This window comes from Arthrobacter sp. ZGTC131 (assembly GCF_002929275.1).
Classification (GTDB): Bacteria; Actinomycetota; Actinomycetes; order Actinomycetales; family Micrococcaceae; genus Arthrobacter.
Window position 1 is genome coordinate 47528 of the sequence record NZ_PJIK01000008.1, and the last position, 25078, is coordinate 72605.

Annotated in this window: 18 protein-coding genes; 13 read left to right on the forward strand and 5 right to left on the reverse strand. The window is 63.4% G+C overall.

The window, feature by feature from the left end:
• Nucleotides 1–66: 66 nt before the first annotated feature.
• The 8 genes from rpmH to CXQ90_RS11565 all read left to right on the forward strand — a co-directional run bounded on the left by rpmH (nt 67) and on the right by CXQ90_RS11565 (nt 5807).
• Nucleotides 67–204 carry a 50S ribosomal protein L34 gene (rpmH, locus tag CXQ90_RS11530; protein ID WP_011776797.1) on the forward strand — a complete coding sequence of 46 codons (138 nt, stop codon included), beginning with the start codon at nt 67–69 and terminating at the stop codon, nt 202–204.
• Nucleotides 205–244: 40 nt separating this feature from the next.
• The gene (gene rnpA / locus CXQ90_RS11535) at nt 245–655 is read left to right on the forward strand and encodes a ribonuclease P protein component (protein ID WP_104139279.1); all 411 of its coding nucleotides are present in this window, start codon (nt 245–247) and stop codon (nt 653–655) included.
• On the forward strand, nt 648–1043 hold the full coding sequence (yidD, locus tag CXQ90_RS11540; protein ID WP_181038537.1) for a membrane protein insertion efficiency factor YidD: 396 nt from the start codon (nt 648–650) through the stop codon (nt 1041–1043). The genes rnpA and yidD overlap by 8 nt, the downstream gene beginning before the upstream one ends.
• Nucleotides 1044–1059: 16 nt before the next feature.
• The gene (gene yidC / locus CXQ90_RS11545; RefSeq protein WP_104139282.1) at nt 1060–2034 is read left to right on the forward strand and encodes a membrane protein insertase YidC; all 975 of its coding nucleotides are present in this window, start codon (nt 1060–1062) and stop codon (nt 2032–2034) included.
• A complete protein-coding gene (locus CXQ90_RS11550; protein ID WP_104139283.1) occupies nt 2034–2597 on the forward strand; it encodes a R3H domain-containing nucleic acid-binding protein in 564 nt (187 codons plus the stop codon). The genes yidC and CXQ90_RS11550 overlap by 1 nt, the downstream gene beginning before the upstream one ends.
• A 19-nt stretch (nt 2598–2616) precedes the next feature.
• Nucleotides 2617–3267, forward strand: a complete 651-nt coding sequence (gene rsmG / locus CXQ90_RS11555; RefSeq protein ID WP_104139285.1) for a 16S rRNA (guanine(527)-N(7))-methyltransferase RsmG — start codon at nt 2617–2619, stop codon at nt 3265–3267.
• A gap of 86 nt (nt 3268–3353) precedes the next feature.
• Nucleotides 3354–4403, forward strand: coding sequence for a ParA family protein (locus CXQ90_RS11560; protein ID WP_104139286.1), 1050 nt, complete (start codon nt 3354–3356; stop codon nt 4401–4403).
• A gap of 66 nt (nt 4404–4469) precedes the next feature.
• Nucleotides 4470–5807 (forward strand): ParB/RepB/Spo0J family partition protein, encoded by a 1338-nt coding sequence (locus tag CXQ90_RS11565; RefSeq protein ID WP_104139288.1) that lies wholly within the window; start codon nt 4470–4472, stop codon nt 5805–5807.
• A gap of 6685 nt (nt 5808–12492) precedes the next feature.
• Here CXQ90_RS11565 and trxA read toward each other — a convergent pair.
• From trxA to CXQ90_RS11600, 5 genes are all read right to left on the reverse strand, one after another.
• Nucleotides 12493–12819: a thioredoxin gene (trxA, locus tag CXQ90_RS11570; protein ID WP_003800194.1), complete on the reverse strand. Its 327-nt coding sequence runs from the start codon at nt 12817–12819 to the stop codon at nt 12493–12495.
• Nucleotides 12820–12857: 38 nt separating this feature from the next.
• Nucleotides 12858–13814: a thioredoxin-disulfide reductase gene (trxB, locus tag CXQ90_RS11575; protein ID WP_104139289.1), complete on the reverse strand. Its 957-nt coding sequence runs from the start codon at nt 13812–13814 to the stop codon at nt 12858–12860.
• Between the two features lie 298 nt (nt 13815–14112).
• Nucleotides 14113–15795, reverse strand: coding sequence for an ABC transporter substrate-binding protein (locus tag CXQ90_RS22405; RefSeq protein ID WP_181038538.1), 1683 nt, complete (start codon nt 15793–15795; stop codon nt 14113–14115).
• Nucleotides 15796–15965: 170 nt separating this feature from the next.
• Complete coding sequence (gene murJ, locus CXQ90_RS11595) at nt 15966–18158, reverse strand: murein biosynthesis integral membrane protein MurJ (protein ID WP_104139294.1); 2193 nt, start codon at nt 18156–18158, stop codon at nt 15966–15968.
• A 72-nt stretch (nt 18159–18230) separates the two neighbouring features.
• Nucleotides 18231–18779, reverse strand: a complete 549-nt coding sequence (locus CXQ90_RS11600; RefSeq protein ID WP_258064502.1) for an NUDIX hydrolase — start codon at nt 18777–18779, stop codon at nt 18231–18233.
• Nucleotides 18780–18927: 148 nt separating this feature from the next.
• Between CXQ90_RS11600 and CXQ90_RS11605 the strand changes: the two genes are divergently transcribed.
• The 5 genes from CXQ90_RS11605 (at nt 18928) to CXQ90_RS11625 (ending at nt 24940) form a co-directional block, all read left to right on the forward strand.
• The gene (locus CXQ90_RS11605; protein WP_104139297.1) at nt 18928–20463 is read left to right on the forward strand and encodes a CCA tRNA nucleotidyltransferase; all 1536 of its coding nucleotides are present in this window, start codon (nt 18928–18930) and stop codon (nt 20461–20463) included.
• Entirely contained in the window at nt 20464–21045 is a 582-nt protein-coding gene (locus tag CXQ90_RS11610) for a histidine phosphatase family protein (RefSeq protein ID WP_104139299.1), read from the forward strand.
• Between the two features lie 585 nt (nt 21046–21630).
• Complete coding sequence (locus CXQ90_RS11615; protein WP_104139300.1) at nt 21631–21852, forward strand: hypothetical protein; 222 nt, start codon at nt 21631–21633, stop codon at nt 21850–21852.
• 186 nt (nt 21853–22038) lie between these two features.
• The gene (locus CXQ90_RS11620) at nt 22039–23508 is read left to right on the forward strand and encodes a glycosyltransferase family 87 protein (RefSeq protein ID WP_104139486.1); all 1470 of its coding nucleotides are present in this window, start codon (nt 22039–22041) and stop codon (nt 23506–23508) included.
• Nucleotides 23501–24940, forward strand: a complete 1440-nt coding sequence (locus CXQ90_RS11625) for an NAD(P)/FAD-dependent oxidoreductase (protein WP_104139302.1) — start codon at nt 23501–23503, stop codon at nt 24938–24940. Before CXQ90_RS11620 ends, CXQ90_RS11625 begins: the two co-directional genes overlap by 8 nt.
• Nucleotides 24941–25078: the final 138 nt, after the last annotated feature.

Here is a 25078-nt window from a genome sequence, read left to right on the forward strand (position 1 = left end):
AGCGTCGGCCAGTTCTTCCCCTTTTTGATCGGGTGGGCGCACCTTTGATCCACTGGAGTAACTAACGTGAGCAAGCGGACTTTTCAGCCGAATAACCGCCGTCGGGCCAAGAAGCATGGCTTCCGCCTTCGTATGCGCACCCGTGCCGGCCGCGCCATCCTGGCTGCCCGCCGCGGCAAGGGCCGCGTCGAACTGTCGGCCTAAATACTGACTCGTCGGTTATCTTCCCTTTGCGAGTTTAACGGTGCTGGCCACCAGGAACCGTCTGAGGACTTCAACCGATTTTTCAACAACTGTACGTTCCGGCGTCCGCAATGGACGCCGGAACGTAGTCTTATATACGGCAACTATCGGGGCCGATGAACCCAGCAGGATCGGGTTCATCGTTTCCAAAGGTGTCGGGAACGCTGTTGCAAGGAACCTCGTTAAGAGGAGACTTAGGGAAGCCGGTGCTCTCTCGCTGCGCGAGTACGGCACCGGGTTCGCTATTGTGGTGCGTGCCCTGCCCGCCGCGGCATCTGCCAACTGGCAGGAACTGCTGGCGGATTATAACGCTGCCTTGGAAGTGACCATGAAGCGTTTGGGTGGCCGCCAACCACAGTCGGCCGCAACGCGATCGAACGGAACAACACAGGAAGGGACACAGCGTGCTTGACCTGACTGCCGCCGTCGTCCCTTCCCTCAAGTCCGCAGCTGCGGCTGCCGGCAGATTCGTCTGGAACCTGCCGCGCAATATCCTCATTCTTCTGCTAAAGGCCTACCGCAAGGTGATTTCCCCCTTGTACGGGCAGGTCTGCCGCTTCTTTCCCTCGTGCTCGGCTTACGCGCTCGAGGCAATCACGGTTCACGGAGCCGTTAAGGGAAGCTGGCTCGCGGCCAGGCGCCTGATGCGCTGCCACCCCTGGAACGCCGGTGGCGTGGACCACGTCCCCGCCGGCCGCCGCGAATGGCCCAACAACCAGACCCCCACAATTGTTGTGCTGAACAACCCGGATAAATACCTGGCTGCTCAGACTGATGGAGAAGGCCGCGCTGCGGCCTAACGAATAGGGATATCGTATGGACTTCTTTGAAACAATCATGTTTCCGTTCAAATGGCTTGTGTCCATCATCATGGTGGGCTTCCATGAGGGCCTGAGCGGCATTGGGATGCCCGCCGCCAGCGGCTGGACCTGGACGCTGTCCATCATCGGGCTCGTGCTGGTGATCCGTGCCGCCCTGATTCCCGTCTTCGTCAAGCAGATCAAGGCGCAGCGCGGCATGCAGCTGCTGCAGCCGGACCTGAAGAAGCTCCAGGACAAGTACAAGGGCAAGACGGATCAGCTGTCGCGCCAGGCCATGGCCCAGGAACAGATGGCCATGTACAAGAAGCACGGAACCAACCCGTTCTCCGCCTGCCTCCCCATGTTGATCCAGATGCCCTTCTTCTTTGCGCTGTTCACGGTGCTGTCCGGCATCAGCACGGCCCGTGACCAGGGCCTCGGCATCGGCGCGATGAGCCACGAGCAGGTGGTGCAGTTCGATGAGTCCACCATCTTCGGGGCCACGCTGTCCGCTTCACTTCTGCACGGCGGCGAAGGAAACCTGACGTCCGTATGGATCCTGTCGATCGTGATGATCCTGGCCATGACGGCCTCGCAGTTCATCACGCAGAAGCAGATCATGGCCAAGAACATGTCCGAAGAGGCCATGGCCAGCCCGTTCATGCGCCAGCAGAAGATGATGCTCTACATCCTGCCGATCGTTTTCGGCGTGGGCGGCATCAACTTCCCCATCGGTGTCCTCATCTACTGGACCACCACCAACCTCTGGACCATGGCGCAGCAGTTCTTCGTCATCCGCCGCATGCCGACGCCGGGATCCCCGGCCGCGAAGGCCCTCGCCGAGCGCCGTGCCGCCAAGGGCCTGCCGGCCCTGCCCATCTTGGGTGGCAAGAAAGTCGACGCCGAGGCTGAGGCCGCTGCCGCCGCTGCGGTTGCGCAAGCCCGCAGCCAGCGCATTCAGCCACAACGTAAGAACAGGAAGAAGAAGTAATGTCTGTTGAGAGCTCTGAGCACGCACTTTCCGCTGATGTCAGCGAAGACCAGGACGACGCCGCCGAGGCAGGGAACGCCGGTAAGGGTACGTCTGCGAGCCGTCTGGAAGAAGAAGGCGACGTCGCAGCTGACTACCTTGAGGAACTGCTCGACATTGCCGACATCGACGGCGACATCGACATCGAGGTCCGCAACGGACGGACGTACATCTCGATCGTCACAGAGGAAGAGTCTGCTGGCTTGGAGAGCCTGGTTGGCCGCGACGGCGAAGTACTGGAAGCACTCCAGGAGCTGACCCGTCTCTCGGTTCTTTCCGCAACGGACAACCGGTCGCGTTTGGTGCTGGACATCAACGGGTACCGCAAGGAGCGCGCGGGACACCTGCAGAAGATCGCCGAGGATGCCGTGGCCTCGGTCAAGGAAACCGGTAAGGCTGTAGCGCTTGAGCCGATGAGTGCCTACGAGCGCAAGATCGTGCACGACGCCGTTGCCGATTTGGGACTGGTCAGCGAGTCCGAGGGCGAAGGCGCCGGCAGGCACATCGTCGTCTCTGCCGACTGAATCGCCGGCTGGTCTACTGATGGTGGAAATAACGGCGGCCGAGCGCCAGGCAGCGGAAAAGATTTTCGGTGACCGCCTTGGCCTGGCCGAGCGGTATGTTGAGCACCTCGCCACGTCGGGAACCGAGCGTGGACTTATCGGGCCGCGGGAAATACCGCGCCTATGGGGACGCCACGTCCTGAACTGTGCGGTTATTGAAAGCGAAATCGCGCACGGAAGCCATGTGGCCGACGTCGGCAGCGGAGCTGGCCTGCCGGGCCTGTGCCTGGCCATCGCCCGCCCGGATCTGGAGCTGACCCTCATTGAACCGCTGGAACGGCGGGTCATCTGGCTGCAGGAGGTCGTTGACGATCTCGGACTGAGCAATGTTACGGTTATGCGCACCCGGGCTGAATTGGCGGTCGGGATGGTGAAGGCTGACGTCGTGACCGCTCGGGCGGTGTCGGCGCTGAGCAATTTGGCTGGCCTGACCATTCCGCTATTGGATGGCGACGGCGAAGTCGTGGCCATCAAGGGACGTAGCGCCGCCGAGGAAATTGAGAAGGCCGCCAAGGTGATCCGCAAGCTCGGCGGCGTGCAGACTTCCGTGGTGACCGTTGGGCAGGATCTGCTGGAGGAACCCACCACCGTGGTGCGAATTGTAGTGAAGAAGAGCCGAAAGATCGCCTAGTCCAGGCCCGGTGCCACAGGTCTTGAGGGCGTAGCGGTTAGGCTAGAGAACGGCAGCAAAAGCCGAACGAGAGTGAGTGTGTCCCAGTGACCAGTAGCGAAACCTCCACGCAGCGGATTCCCCCGTTCGTGTCCTTGGGGTCGGCACGCACCTTTGGTGCACCCTCGGTCGCTACGGGATCGAATCACCTGAATTCGGTTGCGGTGTCTGCTTCGAAGGTTTCACGTGAAACAGCTGCCAGCGCGAACGTGCTGGACACCCTGGACGATTCAAGCCCCATCGCCCGCGAGCTCGCGCACGAGAACAAGCGCCGGGAAAGGCTCCTGGGCCGCAACCTCCCCAAACCCGAGAAAACGCGCGTCTTCACGGTTTCAAACCAAAAAGGCGGCGTGGGTAAGACCACCACGACGGTCAACATCGCGGCCGCGTTGGCGGCTGCCGGGCTGAACGTCTTGGTGATCGACATTGACCCGCAGGGTAACGCCTCCACCGCCTTGGGCATCGAGCACCATGCCGAGGTCGACAGCATCTACGACGTCCTGATCAATGATGTGCCGCTGGAGGACGTCGTGGCTCCGTGCCCCGACATCAACAACCTGATCTGTGCCCCCGCGACCATTCACCTGGCGGGTGCCGAAATCGAACTGGTGTCTCTTGTGGCCAGGGAGCAGCGGCTGCGCCGCGCAATTGACGTTTACGCCAAGTCTCGCCAGAAAAAGGGCGAAGAGCGGCTTGACTACATCTTCATCGACTGCCCGCCGAGTCTCGGCCTGCTGACGGTGAACGCGTTCTGCGCCGCGGGCGAGGTCCTCATTCCCATCCAGTGTGAGTACTATGCGCTGGAGGGCCTCAGCCAGCTCCTGAAAAACATCGAGATGATCCAGAAGCACTTGAACGCTGATCTGGAAGTCTCCACCATTCTGCTGACCATGTACGACGGCCGGACAAATCTTGCCGCGCAGGTCGCCGCTGAGGTGCGCCAGCACTTCCCGGACCAGGTACTGGGCGCTGTTGTTCCGCGCTCCGTGCGCATCTCCGAGGCACCCAGCTATCAGCAGACCGTCATGACGTACGATCCATCCTCCAGCGGCGCCCTTTCCTATCTGGAAGCCGCAGCGGAAATCGCTGAACGCTAGAATTTTCCAAACACTGCACAGCCGGAGCCAGGCATTGCCGGGCTCTTCCAATGGAGGGATTTATCCATGAGCGATAAGCGACGCGGGCTCGGTCGCGGTCTTGGCGCACTCATTCCAAGTTCCGCCTCGACAAACGCTTCGGGTAGCGGAACAGCGCCGTCACGCCCCGTGGACCTCTTCTTTCCGGAAGCGCGCAAGACTGTGCCGGCAGATGCTGCTCCCGCAGTTGAACCTTCTGCGACGACGCCTGCCGGAGGAGCCGTTGGAACCAAGGCTTCTGCCGCTTCCGATTCGCACTCCGAGGAGGCGCCGGTCAAGGCCGCTCCGGTGAAAGCCGCCGGCGGGCGTTCATCCGCTGGGTCCCCTGCTGGTGGGTCGGCGGCTGCCGGGGCCGAAGAGGTGACCGAGAAGACGCCGGACAAGCGACGCGCTCCCGGACAGAAGGCTGAAGCCGCCGCGTCCTCCAACGGGAAGACCAGCCGTGACGCTTCGGCCGATGAGATTCAGGCTGAAGCTGCTGATGGGACAGACGAAAGGCCTGCCGCGGTTTCCCGTGCAGCCGGCAACGAGGTCGAGCTTGTCGAGGTTCCGGGCGTGCGGTTTGCCGAGATCCCCGTGGGCGACATTCACCCCAACCGGAAACAGCCCCGTACTGTCTTCGATGAGGACGACATGGCCGAGTTGGTTCACTCAGTTCGCGAAATAGGCGTTCTCCAGCCAATTGTGGTGCGGACATCAACCGAAAAGGGTGGTGAACCCTACGAGCTGGTCATGGGTGAACGCCGCTGGCGTGCGGTTCAGGCCGCCGGCCTGGATACCATCCCCGCAATCGTCCGTGACACCACTGATGACGACCTGCTCCGGGACGCACTCCTCGAGAACCTGCACCGCAGCCAGCTGAACCCGCTGGAAGAGGCTGCGGCCTACCAGCAGCTCCTCGAAGACTTCGGCACGACGCATGAGCAGCTCGCTGACCGGATCGGCCGGTCGCGCCCCCAGGTGTCGAATACTCTACGGTTGCTCAAGCTTCCGCCGCTGGTGCAGCGGCGGGTGGCCGCAAACGTTCTCTCTGCGGGGCACGCCCGTGCACTTCTGTCTCTGCCGGACGCAGCGGCAATGGAGCGCCTTGCCCAGAAGATCGTGGCCGAGGGCATGTCCGTCCGGGCCACCGAAGAGGCTGTTACTCTTCACCGCGAGCCTGCCTCGCAGTCGAAGAACAATATTCCCCGTCCAGGTGCCCGCCATGAACGTCTGGATTACCTCGCTTCCTCGCTGTCGGATCGCCTCGACACCAACGTGAAGATCTCGTTGGGTGCCCGGAAGGGACGCGTCAGCATTGAGTTTGCCAGCGTGGAAGATCTCAACCGAATCATGGATGTTCTGGCCCCCGGGGCCGAAGGCTAAGAGTTTCCGTCGCAAGGCTGAAAACTAGGAACTTGCGAACTTTCGAGGGCCCGTTTCACGTGAAACGGGCCCTCTTCCTTTGGCCGAAGTCCTTGGCGGGCGGAGTACAAGTGCTTCCGGTGTTCGAGGAGCGGCACGCAAACTGCTTTCGGTATCCGAACTGCTTACGGTTTCCGGCATATGACTTGGCTTAGGACTGGGGCACACCGCTTCTGCTTGGATGGAACGACGAACCGAGATAGCTGCAATCCGCATGCCACGGCGGACACCCCTGCGCCGGCACTGCGGGGAAGTTGTCGATCGGCTGGACAGTCGGCCCTGTGCGGTTGGATTTGCGAACTGAACCGTGCGATGCCTGAAATTCGTGTGCATTGACCGCAGCGAGGGCCGTGACCATAGAGGCTGAATTTGAATCCGCGTCGCCATCGGGTTGCGAGCTGTACTCACCGCGAGTGCTGCAGTAGAGGAGCCAGGGTAGGTCAACTCCGGTGCGGGTGGGCGCCCTCCCCTGAGACGAGTTCGTAGCGAAGCAGAGGATTGAACAGTGGCAATGTACTTGTCAGTGCTCAGACGCGACTGTCTCCCTTCGGTTGCGTACGGTCACGGGGCATGGAACGTGTGCTGGCCACGGGTTTTCATGCGTCCACGCGGATTAGCGCGGTCCCTGAGTGAGGGGCGGTGTCTTCCTCGCCCCATCGGGTAGGGGGCGGCTTACCAGGGGTCTGGCGGAGATCCAGGGAACCTGCTTCGGGGGTCGGCACCTTGGGGCGCCTTTTGGGTTTTTTCGGGCGGACGACAAGTTGCTTAGCGGTAGGTGCGCTCTACCGGAACGTTCATTTTGTACGATCCGGGGCTGGGGGACGCTACATGGTATTCATTCAGCGAACTAGGGACATGATCGGGTGGTGACCTGGGTGCTCCGCCGACACGGATCTGCGTCTTCTTCTCGTATTGAACCCGTGGGGTTCGAGAAGCCAATGTGATCTGATGGCGGCTTGCAAGATCGGGCAGTCAGTCCGAAGCAGCGGATAGGGGCTCGTCCATTGGCAGGATCTCGCGCACTACCGCGGATCCGGTCCGGTCGGGTTTCCTGCCTGTCTTGCGGCAGGGGTGAATGTTCGCCAGTCCCCGGATTGTTTCACGTGAAACGCCCAGGCTGGGAGTGAAATCGACTTTCCGAGGAGGACCGCGGCACTTTGCTCCTTGCCCATGGCGACCACGCAGGTAGCGGTCCGTCGGCCCAAAGTTTGCCAATCTTTGTCAGATTGCAGCTTCAGCCGTGCAACGCGCGGCAGCCGTTGCCCGTATAAAAGTCTGACCACAGAAAGTCTGTGCGACATTCATCGTGCGCTGTCGTGTGCCGTTGTGTGCCAATGTGTGGAAGCCTGTGGCCACTCATGACGTATGCCTCGTGTGTGGTCACCGCCCTCAAACAGGAGACCAAGCCCGCTTTTGCGTTCCCTGACTTGGGCGCAGGACCCCCAGCTGCAACGCAAGCTCGGTGCGGCAAAGGCCGACGCCCGGAATGACCATTGGTGGGAGGGTGCCGTTGTTCTGCATAGCCGGCGATGCACCGGATCCTTGCGATGCCCGCACACCACTTCTACGTCGGTTGGGGCCGCCTCAACAGACGCTTGCCGGTCATGCTCCCGTCCCAGAACGGCAGCCATGGAGCCCGGTGCTGGCCGTTGGCGGAGGATGTGATTGGCGCAGTCGTCGGCTGGACTCGATTCACGGGCAACCGGCCATGCGCTCAAGGGGAGGTATGGAAGTTTAGGGAGCCGGGTCGGATGATCGGCGATAGCGGAGTCCTCGATGATGCCCCTCATGGCAGGTCCAGGATTCTGACTACTTGTGAGCTGTCGCGTGTCCAGCGGCAAACGGATCGCCGGCCGAAAGGCCTGCTGGTCAAGCGTGCACAACGATCGCTGATGGCCCTAGCCGTAGGAGGCAATGGAACAGGCGTCCTCAACATGCTGAAGCGCAGGCCTGAGAGTCATAGGTGAGGCTGGCTGCAGGCGCGGTTGCAGAGGGCGGGTTCACTGCCAGGCAGGGTGTGCCACGTGCCAGGTGCCAGCTCCAGGTGGATCCAGGTGGCCACGGAACCGTGCCGTGCGGCTCCCTGGCGACCGCCCACGGTATTGACGACCGCTTGGTGTCGTCGGCTCACCTTTGGCTCTTACTACAGCCTAGGCAGGGCAGTGCGGCGCAGTGCTTCCACTGTTTCACGTGAAACGATGGGTGCTGCGGTCGCTGAGAACCTGCGGTCGGTTCGCAGAGACACTGCGGGTAGGTACCCGCGTGAGCCACGTTTGTCTCTTCTGCAGGACGGCATAACGACACACTGCACATGTCTGCTCCCCCGCCTTCCTCGGGCTGTTTCTGCCAAGGGCAGCAACTGGGCAGAGAGCGTTCCCAGCCGTTCGGACGCGCGTTGCTGAGACTTAGGCGACATCCAGAGTTCGGCTCCCCGAGCTGACGACCGCCAGCTGTCCTTGACGTCGCTCCGCTTCGGCGACGGCCCTGGTCGCGACATTCGGCCGTCAGACTATCGAAGGACGGGCGTCCGTTGCCGGCATTGAACCGCGGCGGCCGGGATCACCCGTTGCAGTGACTACGAACTCTCGAGCTGGGATTCGTAGCACGCGTGACCCCGGAACTAGAAGAGACGGTTCGGTAGGGCCGTGGTGCCCTGCGTTGATGTGATGAGAATTGCCCACAGTCCGGTGGATAGTGCGGTGGATATCACAGTGGATAAAGCTGTGGATAACTCTGTTGGCAATTTGACCGGCTCGCACGCCGGGTCGCACCACTCATGGCTCCAGCTCGGCTTGAGAACGACGTCGGCGCGGCAGGCGGCATTCTTCTTTCGTCATCGTGTTTCACGTGAAACGCGAGACTGGAGATGTGGAGTCCTCCAGAACGGCGCTCGTCGGGGAAAACGGGGTGAAATTAAGCCGATTCAGTTTACTAACAGGGTGTCGGACAAGGCTCAAGTATTGGACGGACACTTCGCCGCTCGTCCATTTCGGGAACAGCAGCCTGAGCTTCTGGCGCGGGACTGGACCGGTTTCCTAGCGCCCACCAATAGTGTGGAAAGTCACATGCTAGTCCACTGTGGAAAAGCCTGTGGATTCCGTTGTGGATAAGTCTGTGAATAACCTGAAGCCTGACCTGTGGGAAAGTGGGTGACAAGGGTGGGTATGGCCGCTATTTCCGGGGTGGCCTTTCCGAAGCTTGTCCTTCCCGTCGTGATTTCACACCCGGCCGCGTGCTGCCGAAATCCATCTGTCTGAGACACCGATTGGCGACTGATGAGTCACAGCGCCACGAGTGCCCCTATACGCGCGGGCCATGTTCCGCCAAGCCAACAAGGGGCTGGGTAGAGCGCCGTGCGGACCGCGCGAGAAGAAGCGGCCAGTCATCGGAGGCTGCCGCTGTGGATGCGCCGGGCCCGAGAGCGATCGTCCAGCGACACACCCATGAGCATCGTCGGACTCATGAACCCGACGCACCTCGCTCCGGCCCAACCATCGTTCTGGCAGGCACGATCAGTCGTCGCACGACGGTCGGTGGCGTCTAGTAGCTCGGCGGTCGGCTCGCATAAGAGATAAGGCCGGCTGAGACAGTGCAAGGAGGAGATATGTTTTGTCCGTTGTTTCAGGCACCCAAGCGCCAAGTAGGGCGCAGCTACAGTGGCCCAGGTCGTACTTCAAACACTGGACCGAACCGGCGATGAAGCGTGGGCCGGTGTCCGGCCTCACCGCGAGCGTCGCGGCATCGCGTCTAGACAGGGAGAAGCATCATGCCGTAGGAGCTGAAGGGCTCAGTCACACCACACGTGGGGCTTCGTCCTATCTCCCTATGGAATAATGCAGGCTCCCATGGGCCCTTGTGGTTACGCCCTTGATCGGCTGTTGCGGGCTGCGCCGCGACGGTCTGATAGAGGCGCCCTCTGGGCTATGCCGGGCTCGGAGGATTTTGGCGTAGCTCGGGTGGTCTGCTGACGCAGCCACAGTCCAGGCGACTAGGAGCCCATTCCGGAGTCAGTGGCGTGATCGAAATCGGGGGCTGAGGTAGCAGAGACCGTTTCACGTGAAACAGCGCAGTGTCACGTTCACGTGAAACGTGACCGGCGCACCTACAGGATTGAGGCCTGCTGCCGGTCAACGGAGGGGCGTGTGCCCTGGCTAAACGCTCCCGGAAGGCGTCGACGTATATCCAGCCAGCCCCCTGCCGCTCCATCGACAGCGTATTGGGTCGACTCGTTGGCGCTCGATCGTCGCCTGTGGGATCTTCCAGGCCGGCGGCACGCAGCGAGGGGTAGCACTGGAGAAATGGCGCTGGCGGAGGCAGGGTTCCACTTTACGAGCAGTAGCCGACATGGCTATGGTGCCAATAGCCGCCACGGGACGTTGCCATGTGTTTCACGTGAAACTGGCCCATTCCCTAGCTGAGGCAGGCATACACTCCCCCGAGCCCGTCCGCACGCACACGGTTCGAAGACCCGAGCGATGATCACGCTGACTAGAGCAGAACACCGAGGCTCGCTGGGCCCGTTCCGGGCACCATTTGGTCCTCAGTGGGATGAGGTGTGGGCTAATGAGTTTGGATGGCCCGCGAACTTGGGTCGTCGCCGACGGGCCTCCTAGCGCAGGCATTATCGGCACACTGCTGCGTATTGCGATGACTCGATTGTGAATGGCTCCACAGGGTCTGGATCTCCAGGTACCTAGAAGGAGCAATACGGATCGCAACGTTGAATCGTCAGAGTCTAGGGCGCTCGTAGCCACATCTTGGAGGCAGACAAGGACGCAACGTTCGGGTTCCCTGGGGTTTCAGCCTCCGGATCATGCCAGATGGCCTCGGCTCAGTCAGCAACGCTATTCCGATGGCTTGTACCGCACAGAGATGGTTCGTCCGTCACGCCTGGTGTCATGGCCACGGGTCCTGGCTCATGGGTTGAACTTGGAGAGCCTGAGGGGCGGAAAATGTTAAAGCCGCAATCCGGGGCCTACGACGTGCCGGCACCGCCGATTTCGTGAGCGCAGTAGCCATGGGGACGCAGTGGCGTGATAGCGCAAGGCCGCAGGTCCGGTGCTTGCACCAGTACGGGCGAGGCGGCGCGAGTTGAGCCTCCCCGCGCATCGCTCTTCATGTTTGCTTGAGGCGACGTCAGTTGCACCAAGTTGCAGGCCCCCCTGGCACATCCGATTTCATACTATAAAGGTTTATGACCGCTTCATTTCATATTTGCCTAGCGGCGCGGGGCGAGAATTTCGCGGTTGCAATGAGGAAGATCTGTAGTTGTTGATGCCGCGGAAGCCTGGGAAGTTGGGCTGATGGCAGCGGCTGAGCGGATTCCGTAGACCTGTGCATCTCCAGTGCCGTACCTTCGCGGAACCTGCCCGTCGCGGAGGTCCAGCGGAAGAAGAACGCCTACAGCAGACTGCCGCCGCCTCCGACCCGCATGTTTCACGTGAAACACTTCGGGCCACATGCTGTATTTCTCTTTCGTGGCGCCCTCGCGGTGGATCTCAGAAGATCCATGAAGCGCCCGCTGACCGCGCTTTCGCGCTCTGCGCCTGATGGTCGTTGGGTGTTACGCCCGTGCGGACGTCATGCAAGAATCCCGGTGTCGTCCCGGGCGCCATGAGGGGCCATCCACTGCAGGCAGCGTATGGCCGCTGGCCCTTCGAAATGTTGCCCTCCGGGCTTCGACGCCGTGGTGGTCTGCCACGAGCCAGCCGACCGGATGGACTTGGCGAAGCGTGCTCGCCGACCCGTGCAGGTCGGATGGCTGCGGCAAAGCGAGGAGCTTTCTTTGGGCACCAAAAACTTCCGTGTGACACGGAAGAGCGCAGAGGGGCGGCTGTCAGAGCCACTGCCGAGCGAATGAACATGCGCCCTAGCTGATGGACCCCGGGTAGCGCCTCGAGGCTGTGATTGGTCGCACCGTCCTTTTGAGGAATGATCAGATCTCTACAGCGTGGTCTCACACTCGCATTAGGGCACGGGCTTGGCACCCGATGTTTCACGTGAAACGAACCGTGCCTATGCATCCTTGGTCTCTGACCAGGACGGATCAGTTCGCGGCCTCGCGACCGGCGTCTAAATGGGCCCTTGGCACCACTGCCAGGGCTCACGGATGAATTTCCAGCCCCTCTGGCGCATCTCCGGGAATATTGCTTCATCGCCAAACCCATATTGTTTGCAAAAACGTTCGCGGCCGGGCGGAGCTCCCACCACTTGTATTGGGGCTATGGAAATTAGCGCAGTACGGGCCGCAAAAGGACGCTCGCGGATGAAAATTCACCCGCGTCCAAGGTGACCAGTGCAAGCGTCCACCAAGGCTCGCCAATCACAGCTTGCTCCGACCGTTGGTCCGCGAATGCAGTAACGCCTGCCATGTCCGCCGCGAAGCCAGTTCAGCCAGCGCCTTGTGCAAGCCCCTGCACAAAACAAGAGCCCTGCACACAACAAGGCCCGGCATAGAACAAGCCCCTGCACAGAACGAGGGCCCCGCACAAACATGCCCCGGCACAAAGACGCATTGCCCGAGCCCCAGTGCAAACGACTGCGGCCACCACTCCCTTGGAGTGGTGGCCGCATGCATGTCTGCCTTCGGTGTCAGATGCGCACCGCAGCTCGGCAACCGCCGCTTGCGAAGTGCAGCTCGACGCTACTAGGACAGGACGTCCGCGAATTCCTTTTCGAAGAACTGCTTCGGCTTGGCGCCGATGACAGTGCTCTTCACTTCGCCGCCTTGGAACAGGTACACGGCCGGAATAGAGGTGATGCCGTACTCGGCAGCGATGGCGGGGTTGTCGTCGACGTTCACCTTGACGACGTTCACCTTTTCGCCGTACTCCACGGAAATCTCATCCAGGATGGGGCCGAGCTTGCGGCACGGTCCGCACCATTCTGCCCAGAAATCCACGATTACCGGCTTGTCGGCGGCCAGCACGTCCGTGCTGAAGCTTGCATCTGTTACGTCTTTTGCGTTGCTCATAACCCTTGTCTCTCTCTTCGAACGGTGGTCAGCGCCGGTCAGGCGTGAAGGTCAGCGAGGTAGTGTTCGACGTCGATCGCGGCGACACAGCCCGAGCCGGAAGCCGTGATGGCCTGGCGGTAGGTTGGGTCCACGACGTCGCCGGCGGCGAAGACACCCTTGACGCTGGTCCGGGAGCTGCGGCCCTCCACCGCAATGGTTCCCGCGTCCGTCATCTCGAGCGTGTCCTTGACCAGTTCCGTACGCGGATCGTTTCCGATGGCGACGAAGACGCCGGTGACGTCGAGTTCGGATTCGGAGCCGTCGATCAGATTCTTCAGCTTCAGGCCGGTGACCTTGTCCCCGCCCAGTACGTCCTCAACGGCCGTGTTCCAGACGAAGTTGATCTTCTCGTGGGCCTGGGCGCGGTCGCCCATGATCTTGGAGGCCTTCAGCGTGTCGCGCCGGTGAACGACCGTGACGGACTTGGCGAACTTGGTGAGGAACAGCGCCTCCTCCATCGCGGAGTCGCCGCCGCCGATGACGGCGATGTCCTGGTCCTTGAAAAAGAAACCGTCGCAGGTTGCGCACCAGCTCACGCCGTGGCCCGAGAGGCGCTTTTCGTTGGCTAGACCAAGCTCGCGGTACGCCGAACCGGTGGAAAGAATGATGGCTCGTGCCCGGAAAGTCTCCCCCGTGGCGATGGTGACCGTCTTGATGTCGCCGTCGAGCTCCAGGGCCGTGACGTCCTCAAACTGGATGTCCGTACCGAAGCGGGCAGCCTGCTTTTCGAAGTTCTCCATCAGGTCCGGTCCCATGATGCCTTCTGGGAAACCGGGGTAGTTCTCGACGTCCGTGGTGTTCATCAGCTCGCCACCGGCTGTGACGGAACCGGCCAGAAGCAGTGGCTTCAGATTGGCGCGTGCCGTGTACACGGCGGCAGTGTAGCCTGCCGGACCCGAGCCGACGATGATGACATCACGTACTTCTGACGCGCTGTTTTCTGCGTTGCTCACTGAACGGTGAACCTCTTCCTTAGTCGATGCGCCAGCCTTGCGGCCGGCCACATGGCACAACCGTCTGACGGTGCCTAATATTCCGGACGTGGTGGAGGCCCGGTGAAGGCACATAGGGCCTCCACGCACACACCATCACAAGACGTTCCCCAAGGTTACCGTCTTGCGGAGTGTCAAGGCCTTCCTGTTACCTCGAACAGCAGACGGCGAGGACGGGCACAGCAGGGCCGCCACAGCAATGCGGCGCCCCGGAACGCCGGGCCTGTGAAACTGCCTACGGAACTGCCTACGAAACTGCCTACTGAACCTTGATTTCGGCAAGCCGCAGGCCGTACCCGTAACGGGTCTTTGGTGCGGCAAGCCTGGGCAGGCTCTTGATGGTGACGATCACGTACTGCGCCGTGACGGGTTCAGCCAGCGGCATAGTGAGATCCGGCGAGGTGAAGCTGTTGGAACCCACCTGCTTGGCGCCGTCCAGGGACGGGCGGTCATTGGTGAACACGCTGATGCTTCCACCGGATGCACCCAACTGGTTCAACGTTATGGAGGAGACCTTGGAGGGGCCCTTCAGCTTGACCACGAGGGGAACGCCGTCAGGAGCCAGGCCGCCCCAGTTGTCCGTGGCGAACTCCATGTCCGACCAGTAGCTCGCCGCGTTGCCGTCGAAAGTCTTCGTAAGATCGGCGTCGTAGGTCGAAGCAAAATCGAAGCTGCCCTGGCGGGTGATGCTCTCAACGGCCGGCGGTCCTGCTGCCGGAGCCGTGCTCTGGGTCGGTGTTCCGGTACCGGACGCCGGAGCGGACGACGGCGGCACTGTGGACCCTGCCGTTGCGTCAGGTTGCGGCGTGGTCTTGAAGAGGCTGCCCAGGTTGGTCACGGCAAAGATGAGTCCGACGATCAGCACCGCAGCCAGCAGGCCGCCGACGAGCCAGCGCATGGAACGGGGTTCGCGTTGCGGCTCGTCGTCGTCATCGTCGTAGTCGTAGCCGCCTGCAGCGGGAACACTGCTGGTCCTTGCCACGTCCGGGAAATTCCCCGCCCGCCTGTCAGCTTCGCGCTGTTCGTCGTCGTCGGCGTACTGGTTCTCGGGGGCGTGGTCGTAATCGTCCTCGGACCACAGCGACACCTTGGGGGCGTCCTGGCCCGTTCCCGGACCGGCGTTGTCGCGTGAGCCGGATCCCGCGTTCGCGGAGCGATTGCTCTCACGCTGCAGCAGCGCCTGTTCCACGTTCTCACGCTGGACGGGCTGGGGAGCGGTGGTCTCGGGGGCACCCGACTGCTGCCTGCCCTGCCCGGCGGCGGCCGCACCGGCTACGCCTGCAGCGGCTCCAGCCCCGGCCGCAGCGGCTCCGGCAGAAGGACTGGCGGACGGACGGGCCGGCGGAAGCGGAGGAACCACGGGGGCTTTGCGCACGGGCGCAGTGGGAGCCGGCGCTCCCGTTCCGTGTTCTGCGGTGCCAGCCGGAGCGCGTCCCGCCGGAGCGCGTCCGGCCGCAGGGCTGGGGACAGCCGCGCGGTACTGGTCGGACTGCCTGTGCTGGTTGTCGCCGTAGTTGATGTAGCCGGCGTCGACCTCTTCGTCGTCGTCGTACGTTTCCGGTTCGTGCGAGCGGGCCTGGCCGAAGATCTCGCTGCCCAGGGTGTCCGTGAAGAACGGCTCGACGTACGGCGGGCTGGAAGCGACCACCAGATCCAGCAGATCAGCAGCGGAAGTATGGTTGGTGATGAGGTAAGTGGTGGCATCGCTCACGCCCAGGTCCAGAATCTGCACGCTCCCCGGACGTTCGCCGGTGGCCACTTCGCGGGCGCTCTGGGCGACCTGGTCCGCATTGTGGGGGCCAGCCACCAGAATGCTGACCGGGCGGTTCAGGACCTGGTCGACACCGTCCAGCACCTGATCCTGGTCATGCGAGGTCAGTACTGTGGCCGTGACCTTGTAGCGGCCGCCAACTACTGATCCGACATCGATCGGGTGGGACACGTGTTCCTCCTAGGCTGTCCGGGAATTGCGCGGCCCGGCGATTTCTCACCGTGGGAAGACCTCCAGCAAGCCGGCTGATCCCTGACCTGCAACTACCCTTGTTCTCTTTCGATCCTAGCCGATGCTGTGCAACGGCCGCGGGAGACAGGGCTGGACGAATCCCCCTGCGGTCACTTTTTCTTCTTCCGCCCGCGCTTGAAATATGGGTTCTGGCCGGCTGTCCCCTGGAACGTCCGGCGTCCGGGGAGCGGGATCTGTTCGCGCAGCGCGTTCCCCCGGGCCGTGCTGGGCACGTCCTCCTCCGGCAAGTAGGAGGGGGCCTCGTCCGCGGATCCGCCATGGTTTGCCGGCTCCGGTTCCGGCTGGGGCGCCAGCCCGGCACGGAACGAAGCCGCATCGAATTCGCCGGAGATTCTGGGAATCAGGCCGGTGTCCAGGGAGACTGTGGCGCGTTCCGGCGTCGGGCGCTTTACAGCGGACGCAGCAGCGCCGCCGCCGGAAGCCGCACCGGCGGGCGCCGCGGCCGCCGTCGTGGCTGCCGGGGCTCCTGCCGCCGGGGTGCCCGTGCCACGGCCAAGGCGTCCCAGCAGCGGCCCCAGAAGGTCGCGCAGCTCGGTGACCCGGAACAGCTTCAGCAGGAGCAGATAAGCGGCCAGCATGATGGGCCCGACGACGGCGATAGTGACCAGTGCGGCCGGGCGGCTGCTCCAGGCGAAGCCCACGGGGCTATAGCTGCCAAGGAGCCACAGTGCACCCACGCCGGCCACGGCCGAACCGAGGGCGGCATAGCCCATGCGGATGTAGGAGTTGGCAATCCGTGGTCCGTCGAGGTGCCCCAGGAGCCGGCGCAGGAAAAACGCGCTCACGATCACGGACAGGATGTTGCCGGCGGTGTAAAGGATGGCGATCGCGAAAATGATCTGGTTGTACGGCAGGAACTGGATGAAGAACGCTGCCACAACGTTGACCAGGGCTAGGACCAGCTGGATGTAGAACGGGGTCCGGGCATCCTCATTGGCATAGAAGACGCGGGACATCATGAAGTTCGCGCTCATGAACGGCGTGCTGAGAGCCAAAATGGTGAGGGTCTGCGCCAGCAGGACGCCGTCCGTGGGGCGCCCGCCGGAGAAGAACATGCCCAGCGGGCCCGCCAGGGCGAAAAGCGCCAGCGCTCCGAAAACGGTCGCCACCGCCATGGTCCGCAAGCCCTGGGAAAGGGCATTGCGCAGTTCGTCACGGTTCCCTTCCTGGGAGGCCCGGGTCATCCGGTTGAACAGTACGGTGGCCAGCGAGAGCGCGATGATGGAGTGCGGCAGCAGGTACAGCTGGCTGGCCACCTCGAGCACGGCGTTGCCGGGCAGCATGGCGGCGGCACCGAAGTCATTCGCCTTCTCGAGGCGAAGCCGCTCGGTGCCGGGAATGGTGGCGATGCGCATGACATAAAGGAACGCCAACTGCCCTACCGCGGCAGTCAGGAGCGTCCAGACGCTCAGCCTTGCGGCGTGGCCGAGTCCCACACCGCGCCAGCCGAACCGCGGGCGGAGTCCCAGCTTCAGCCGGAACACGGGGATCAGCAGGATGGCCGTCTGGGCGACCACTCCGATCGTGGAGAAACCGGCGATAAAGAACGTCTGGGAGTCGCCCCAGTTGTCCAGCGAATGCGGATTGACCTCGTTGGCGCCGAAAATCCAGATGAACATGCCGAGGCCCGCGATGGCCACGATGTTGTTCAAGATGGGCGCCCACATGGCAGGCCCAAAGGCGCCGTTGGCATTGAGGACCTGGGTCAGCAGGGCGTACAGGCCGTAGAAGAAAATCTGCGGCAGGCACCAGAAGGCGAAGGCAACAGCCAGCGACTTTTGCTGCGGCGAGTAACCCTGGGTGGTCAGTTCGATGACCCAGGGGGCCAGCAGCGTGACCAGCAGGGTCAGGGACAACAGGACCAGGACAGCCAGCGTGAGTAGCCTGCTGATGTATTCCGCTCCCCTGTCGGGAGCCCTGCTGGCTTTGATGATCTGCGGGACCAGCACAGCGTTGAACACGCCGCCGGCAACGAGCAGGAAGATCAGGTTTGGCAGGTTGTTGGCGTTGATGAACGTGTCATTGACCGTGGAGCCCAGGCCGAGGGCGGCGGTGAGCATCCAGGTCTTGCCGAAGCCGAGGATCCGGGAGACCAAGGTGCCCGCGGCCATGACGGCGCTGGAGCGCGCCTCCCCGGGCTGGGCGCCTCCGGACTGAGCGCCCCCTGACTGAGCCCCTCCGGGCTGGGCGGCACTGGAAGCAGCCTCACTGGCGGGCGCCACACCGGAAGGTGTTTCGCCTGGCTGCGCGGGCTGCTCGAAAGGTGGGTTGGCTGCTGACATCGTCTTCATCGTCTCACCCGCGGGCGCAGAACGCCGTAACCTTCGCCGGTCCCGGCACGAGGGCCTCGCCCGTCAGAGGTGCTCGGGCAGGACTTCCCGGGCCAGGTCCGCGATGCGGCGCTCATTGGGAAAGGACAGTTTGCGGGCAAGCTCGTGAATGGGAATCCAGGCGACATCCACCGCTTCCTTGTCAGGATCGTTCTCGATGGTGAGCTCGCCGCCCGTGGCCTGCAACAGATAATGGTGCACGGTTTTGTGAACCCGGTGCCCGCTGACGGTGAACCAGTAATCGATGCTGCCCAGCGGGGCCAGGATCATGCCATCGATGCCGGTCTCCTCGGCGATCTCGCGGACAGCGGCTTCTTCGTTGTTTTCCCGGCCTTCCGGATGTCCCTTCGGCAGGCACCATTCCAGCCGTCCGCCCCTGTTAAGGCGGGCGATAATCGCCACCCTCAGTTCGCCGTCGGACGTGTCCACCACGACGCCGCCGGCGGAGATTTCCTCAACGGTGGGCAGGGAGGCCGGCGCCGAGTGCGGGGCGGGCGCGACGTGGGCACCTATTGCCGATGGCAACGGTGGGTTCGTCCTCCTGCCGGGAGCGCTCGGTACGGGATGGGCCATGAAGTCCACTCTAACGACTCTTGCCCCGTCGTGATGACCGGAACATGACTTACAGGTGGACTGCATGTGACGGACTTTCCCGGTGCCGTCCCGCAATGACCGCGATTTGGTGTGGTTGGGGATGGTTTTCTGACAAGCTTAAGTAACTATGGCGCACGCACATCAAAAGACTGATCTCCACACCGTCGACTTCCAGGTGGACCCGGTGGTCCTGGAGCTCGGGCAGCGGTTCGTGGATGCCGGCCATGAGCTGTCGCTCGTCGGCGGACCGGTCCGCGACCTCTTCCTGGGCCGCACGTCCCCTGACCTTGATTTCACCACTGACGCCACGCCGGACCAGACAGTCGCGCTGATCAAGAAGTGGGCCGACAACTTCTGGGAGATCGGGCGCGCCTTCGGAACGATCGGCATGCGCAAGGCCGGCTTCCAGATCGAGATCACCACATACCGCGCCGAGGCCTACGATCCGGAGTCCCGCAAACCCGTGGTGGCTTTCGGCTCCTCCCTGACCGATGACCTGCTGCGCCGTGACTTCACCATCAACGCCATGGCCCTCCGCCTGCCGTCAATGGAGCTGATCGATCCCTTCGGCGGCGTCCGCGACCTCCACGCCTCCGTGCTGGCCACGCCCGGCGCCCCCGAGGCATCCTTTTCTGACGATCCCCTGCGCATGATGCGCGCCGCGCGGTTCGCGTCCCAGCTGGGCGTGGCCGTTCATGAGGACGTCAGGGTTGCCATGACGCAGATGGCCGAACGCATCAGCATCATCTCCTCCGAGCGAGTGCGCGATGAACTCGTCAAGCTCATCTCCGGCAGGCACCCGCGCGTGGGCGTGGACCTGCTGGTGGACACCGGCCTGGCCGAGTTCGTGCTGCCCGAAGTGTCCGCCCTGCGCCTCGAGTCCGACGAACACCACCGCCACAAGGACGTGTACCAGCACTCCCTCCAGGTCCTGGAGCAGGCGGCGTCCCTGGAAACGGACCTCGACGGTCCGGTGCCCGGCCCGGATTTCGTCCTGCGGTTCGCGGCGCTGATGCACGACGTCGGGAAGCCGGCTACGCGCCGCTTCGAACCGGGCGGCGCGGTGAGCTTCCGGCACCACGACATGGTGGGGGCCAAACTCACCGCGAAGCGGATGAAGACCCTCCGTTTCGACAACGACACGATCAAGGCCGTCGCCCGCCTCGTGGAACTCCACATGCGCTTCTACGGCTACGGAGAGGCGGGCTGGACCGACTCTGCCGTCCGCCGCTACATCACCGACGCCGGCCCCCTGCTGGAGCGTCTGCACCGCCTGACCCGCTCGGACGTCACCACGCGGAACCAGCGCAAGGCCGAGCGGCTGTCCTTCGCCTACGACGATCTGGAATCGCGGATCGAGGCACTGCGTGAGCAGGAATCCCTGGAGGCTGTGCGGCCGGACCTGAACGGTGCCCAGATCATGGCCCTGCTGGGGCTCAAACCCGGACCTGTTGTGGGAAGAGCATACAAGTACCTGCTGGAGGAACGGATGGAGCACGGACCGCTGGATGCGGCCGTTGCAGAGTCCCGGCTGCGTGCCTGGTGGGCCGAGCAGCCCGAATCAGCTCCCGAAGCGCCGGAGTCCGCCGCCCTGGGCCCTGCGGTGCCGGACCCCGCAAAGTCTCCCGCCGCCGTCGAACCTTCCCCAACCGAGGAGTCCTAAGTGAACGCCGTCAACATCGCCCGTCCCCAGCTCTGGATACTGCGGCACGGTGAAACCGAATGGTCCAAGAGCGGCCAGTACACGGGGCTGACGGATCTTCCGCTGACGGTGGAGGGCGAACAGCAGGCGGTTGAGGCCCGCAAGATCCTGGACGGCGTGGATTTCGACCTCGTGCTGACTTCACCGCTGCGCCGTGCACGCCGTACCGCGGAACTCGCCGGCTTCCCCGATGCCGTCCACGAACCGCTGGCCGTCGAATGGGACTACGGCGACTACGAAGGCATCAGCTCGGACCTGATCCGCAAGGACAACCCGGAGTACCTGATCTGGACACATGGAGTTCCTCACGGGGAGAAGCTGAGTGACGTGGCTGCCCGGGCGGACAAAATCGTGGCCCGGGTCCTGGAGTCGGGCCTGGACAATGTCCTGATCGTGGCCCACGGCCACTTCTCGAGGATCCTCACGGCACGGTGGCTCGAACTCGCCCCGGAAGAGGGCCGGCACTTCATTCTCGGCACCGCGAAAGTGTGCACACTCGGCTGGGACAAACGGACTCCTGCCATTGTCCGCTGGGGCCTCTAAAAATAGATTCCCGGTGACTCCCGAATTTGTTTGAGAATTAAGTAGTCAAGTTCGGCATTCTTGGTGTAATTTTATTTCTGACCCCAGTGCGGCTTGCCAGGGTCACGGCGCGCGTTGTCCGGCCAGTCAGCTGGTGCAACGGCAGAGCAGAAAAGGAGGTTGGGAAAATGATTACTTTGACTAGCGGATGGAAGCTGACCATCACCGCGTTCCCGGCCTTCGTTGCTGACCCGCGCCCTCTTCACGGATTCGCCCGCTCCTGATCCTCACGCTCCCGGTGACTGCACCAGTGGAGCGTCAGCAGGAAACCGATCCCCTTCCTAAGGGGATTTTCTCGGCCACGGCGGTCTGATGTAGCGGAACCACGCGGTTGCGCAGCACCCCCATAATTCGGAACCCTGCTTCTTGTTGGGATCTGCGGCGCTACCGCTTCGGGGGCCCTTTGCCGCTTTTTGCGGATTTTCATTTCTTTACTCCTGGCATTTCTATGCCTATTCATGGCCATTCTTTGAGCAATTCAAATGGCTTTATTTGTCATGCCCGAATTGCCGTCCCCTTTCTATCCAGAAGACCAAGGACCCGCCCGTGACACCCAACAGCAGTACCGCCGTCGACGCCGGCGCAGCACGCCGCACTACCAGCCAGAAGCGAAAGGAGGTGAACGCCATGCTCCGCAAACTCCGGGAAGTACTTTCCGGCCGGAACTCAGAACTGAACCAGCAACCGCAGTTCAACGACCGGCTGCTTGACCAGAAACGGGAGGACGTCTACGTACTGATGCACCAGCAAATGAGCAACTTGCGCTGACCACGCGTCCACCACTTTTCTGTCCAGCAAGGAGAAGCTGATGGATGGCCTTGCCCGGCACACTCCGCAGGGAGCCCGCGCGGCTACGCGCGGGCTCTCGCCTTGCTTACGGGCGCTGTTCAACTCCACCGGTTCCGAGGACCTAGCTTCGCCGCGCCCTGCATGTCCACCGGTAAGCTCAAACACATGCAGGAGACACAGACGCCGCCCCATCGGAAGCGGGCGCGCCTCGTCGTTCCAAGCCGCAGCGACCGGTTCCTGCGGAACTTCACCGAACTGATCGGCGGGCCCATGGGCCACCGCTCGGCGCCGGGGATCGTCTCCCCCGGTTTCTTCACGGTGGAGCGCGTGCTCATCATCCTCACCGTCCTGGCCGCCCTGCTGGGAATCGCCATCAAGGATTACTGCCGGGCCAACGGCTGGGAGACGCCCTCCCAGTTCTACTCCACGTGCTACTCCGATTTTCCGGAGCTGTTCCGCAACCGCGGGATCGGCGATGGAGCCTTCCCGTTTGTCACTCCGGGCGCGCTGTTTGAGTACCCCGTGCTCATGGGGCTCATCGCCGGAATCACGGCCATGCTGGTCCCGGGCCAGGGCGTGACCGATGCCCGGATCCTCGGCTACTTCGACGTCAATGCAACCCTGATCGCTGCTGTCTGGATCGTGACCGTCCTGGCAACGGCACGGATGACCCGGAGGCGCCCCTGGGACGCGGCCATGGTGGCCTTGGCGCCGGGAATCGTCCTCGCCGGCGTGATCAATTGGGACATGTGGGCCGTGGCCCTGCTGGCACTCGGCATGTATTTCTTTTCCCGGGAGCGGCTGGTTCTCGCTGGACTCCTGATCGGCCTGGGGACGGCCACGAAGCTCTACCCCGTCCTCGTCTTCGGCGCGATCTTCCTGTTGGCCCTGCGCACCGGGAAGATCCGCGCCCTCCTGGTCACTGCGGTGGCTGCCACCCTGGCGTGGCTCGCCGTTAACCTGCCCTTTGCGGCTCGGGACCCCGCCGGCTGGAAATACTTCTTCGAGTTCACGCAGGACCGCCCGGCCGGGTTCAGTTCGCCTTGGTTCGCCTACAACCTGGTGGCTGAACGCCTGCGGTGGACTATCCTCACGCCCGAGGCCATCAACACGCTTGCGCTGAACGTATTCCTTCTGGCCTGCGTCCTTATCGCCGTGCTGGCGCTGACGGCATCCCGGCGGCCGCGGCTGGCACAACTGGCCTTCCTGATCGTTGCGGCCTTCATCCTTACCAACAAGGTGTACTCCCCGCAGTTCGTGATCTGGCTGGTCCCCCTGCTGGCACTGGCACGGCCGAGATGGCGGGACTTCCTCATCTGGCAGGGCATCGAAGGGCTGCACTGGGCTGCGATCTGGATGTATCTTGGCCAAGTGACCAGCGGCGGCGTTTCACAGCACAACATCGATATGCCCTACTACGTCCTGGCCGTCGCGGCACATATGCTCGCCACTGCATATTTGATGCTGCGCGTTTCCTGGGATATCTGGGACCCGCAGTACGATCCGATCCGCCGGCACTCCATGGACGATCCGCACGGCGGGCCGTTCAACAACGCCCGTGACTGGATCCGAGTGGATCTGCTGCGCCCGTCCGCGTCCGTGGTGCCTTGGCGGGCGGTCTCCCGCTGTGGCTGACGTCGCCGTCGTCGGGTCCGGCCCCAACGGGCTCGCAGCCGCGGTCGTGATGGCCCGGGCCGGGTTGAAGGTGCATGTCTACGAGGCGGCCCCGGACATTGGCGGCGGAACCCGGACCTCCGAGGTCATTGAGGAGGGCCACTGGCATGACGTCTGCTCCGCCGTGCATCCCATGGCGCTTGCCTCACCTTTCTTCCGGGCCTTCGAGCTGCCGCGCCGGATCGAACTGAAGCTTCCCCCCGTGCAGTTCGGATCGCCGCTGGACCGCGGCCGGTCAGCCCTGGCTTACCGGTCGCTGGACCGGACGGCAGACGAACTGGGGCACGACGGCCATGCCTACCGCCGGCTCATGGCTCCGCTCCTGCGGCACATTGACGGCATTGTGGAAACGACATCGGATCAGCTGCTGCGTGTTCCGCGCCGGCCACTGGCGGCCGCCACCATGGGCCTCCGGACGCTGGAGCAGGGGTCGCCGCTGTGGAACCTCCGTTTTAGGGAAGACCGGGCACCGGCCCTGCTCACGGGAGTGGCGGCCCACGCCGTGTCCCGGCTGCCTTCCCCCGCGTCGGCCGGCGCGGGCCTCCTGCTTAATGCGCTGGCCCATGCGGGAGGCTGGCCCATACCCGTGGGCGGGTCATCGGCGATTGCCGCTGCCATGGCCGCCGACATCGAGGCTCACGGTGGCGTGATTGAAACGGATTTCCCGGTTTCATCGCTCTCAGAGCTGCAACCCGCGAAGGCCGTGCTGCTGGACGTGGCCCCGCCGGCCCTGGCACGTATCGCCGGAGCCCGGCTGCCGGCGGGATATCTCCGCACATTGGACGCGTTCCGCTTCGGCAACGGCGCGTGCAAGGTGGACTTCATCCTGTCCGGGCCGGTCCCGTGGGCCGGGCCCGGGCTGGAAAATGCCGGCACGGTCCACGTCGGCGGGACACGTGCGGAGATTGCCCAGGCCGAAGCGGACGTCGCCCAGGGGAAGCACCCGGAGCGGCCCTATGTCCTCGCGTCGCAGCCGTCCCTGGTTGACTCCACCAGGGCACCGCGCGGCCGGCATATCCTGTGGAGTTATTGCCACGTTCCCGCCGGGTCCACCGTTGATATGGGCAAAGCCGTCATGGACCAGCTGGAACGCTTCGCCCCGGGATTCCGGGACCTCGTGATCCGGTCCAAGGTGACCACGGCCGCAGGGCTGGCCGCCTACAACCAGAACTACATCGGCGGGGACTTCAGCGCCGGCCTGCTGGACATCCGCGGGCTGCTGCAGCGGCCGGCCGTGTCACCGGTTCCCTGGCGCACACCGGCAGGCGGGGTTTACCTGTGTTCGTCTTCCACGCCGCCCGGCCCCGGAGTGACAGGCATGCCGGGCTTCCACGCCGCGAAACAAGCGCTTAAGGACATATTCGGCCTGGATGTGCCTGCCCTGGGCCTTTGAGTGGCCGGTCACCCTCGCGCTCCGGGCTCGGGCGTTAAGTGCCCGTTCGCGCTCCGGGGTGGGGGCTTGAGTGCCCGTTCACGTCTTGGGCTGGGCTCATGTGACCGCCACGGGTCCCGGGAAAGGGGCATAATAGCG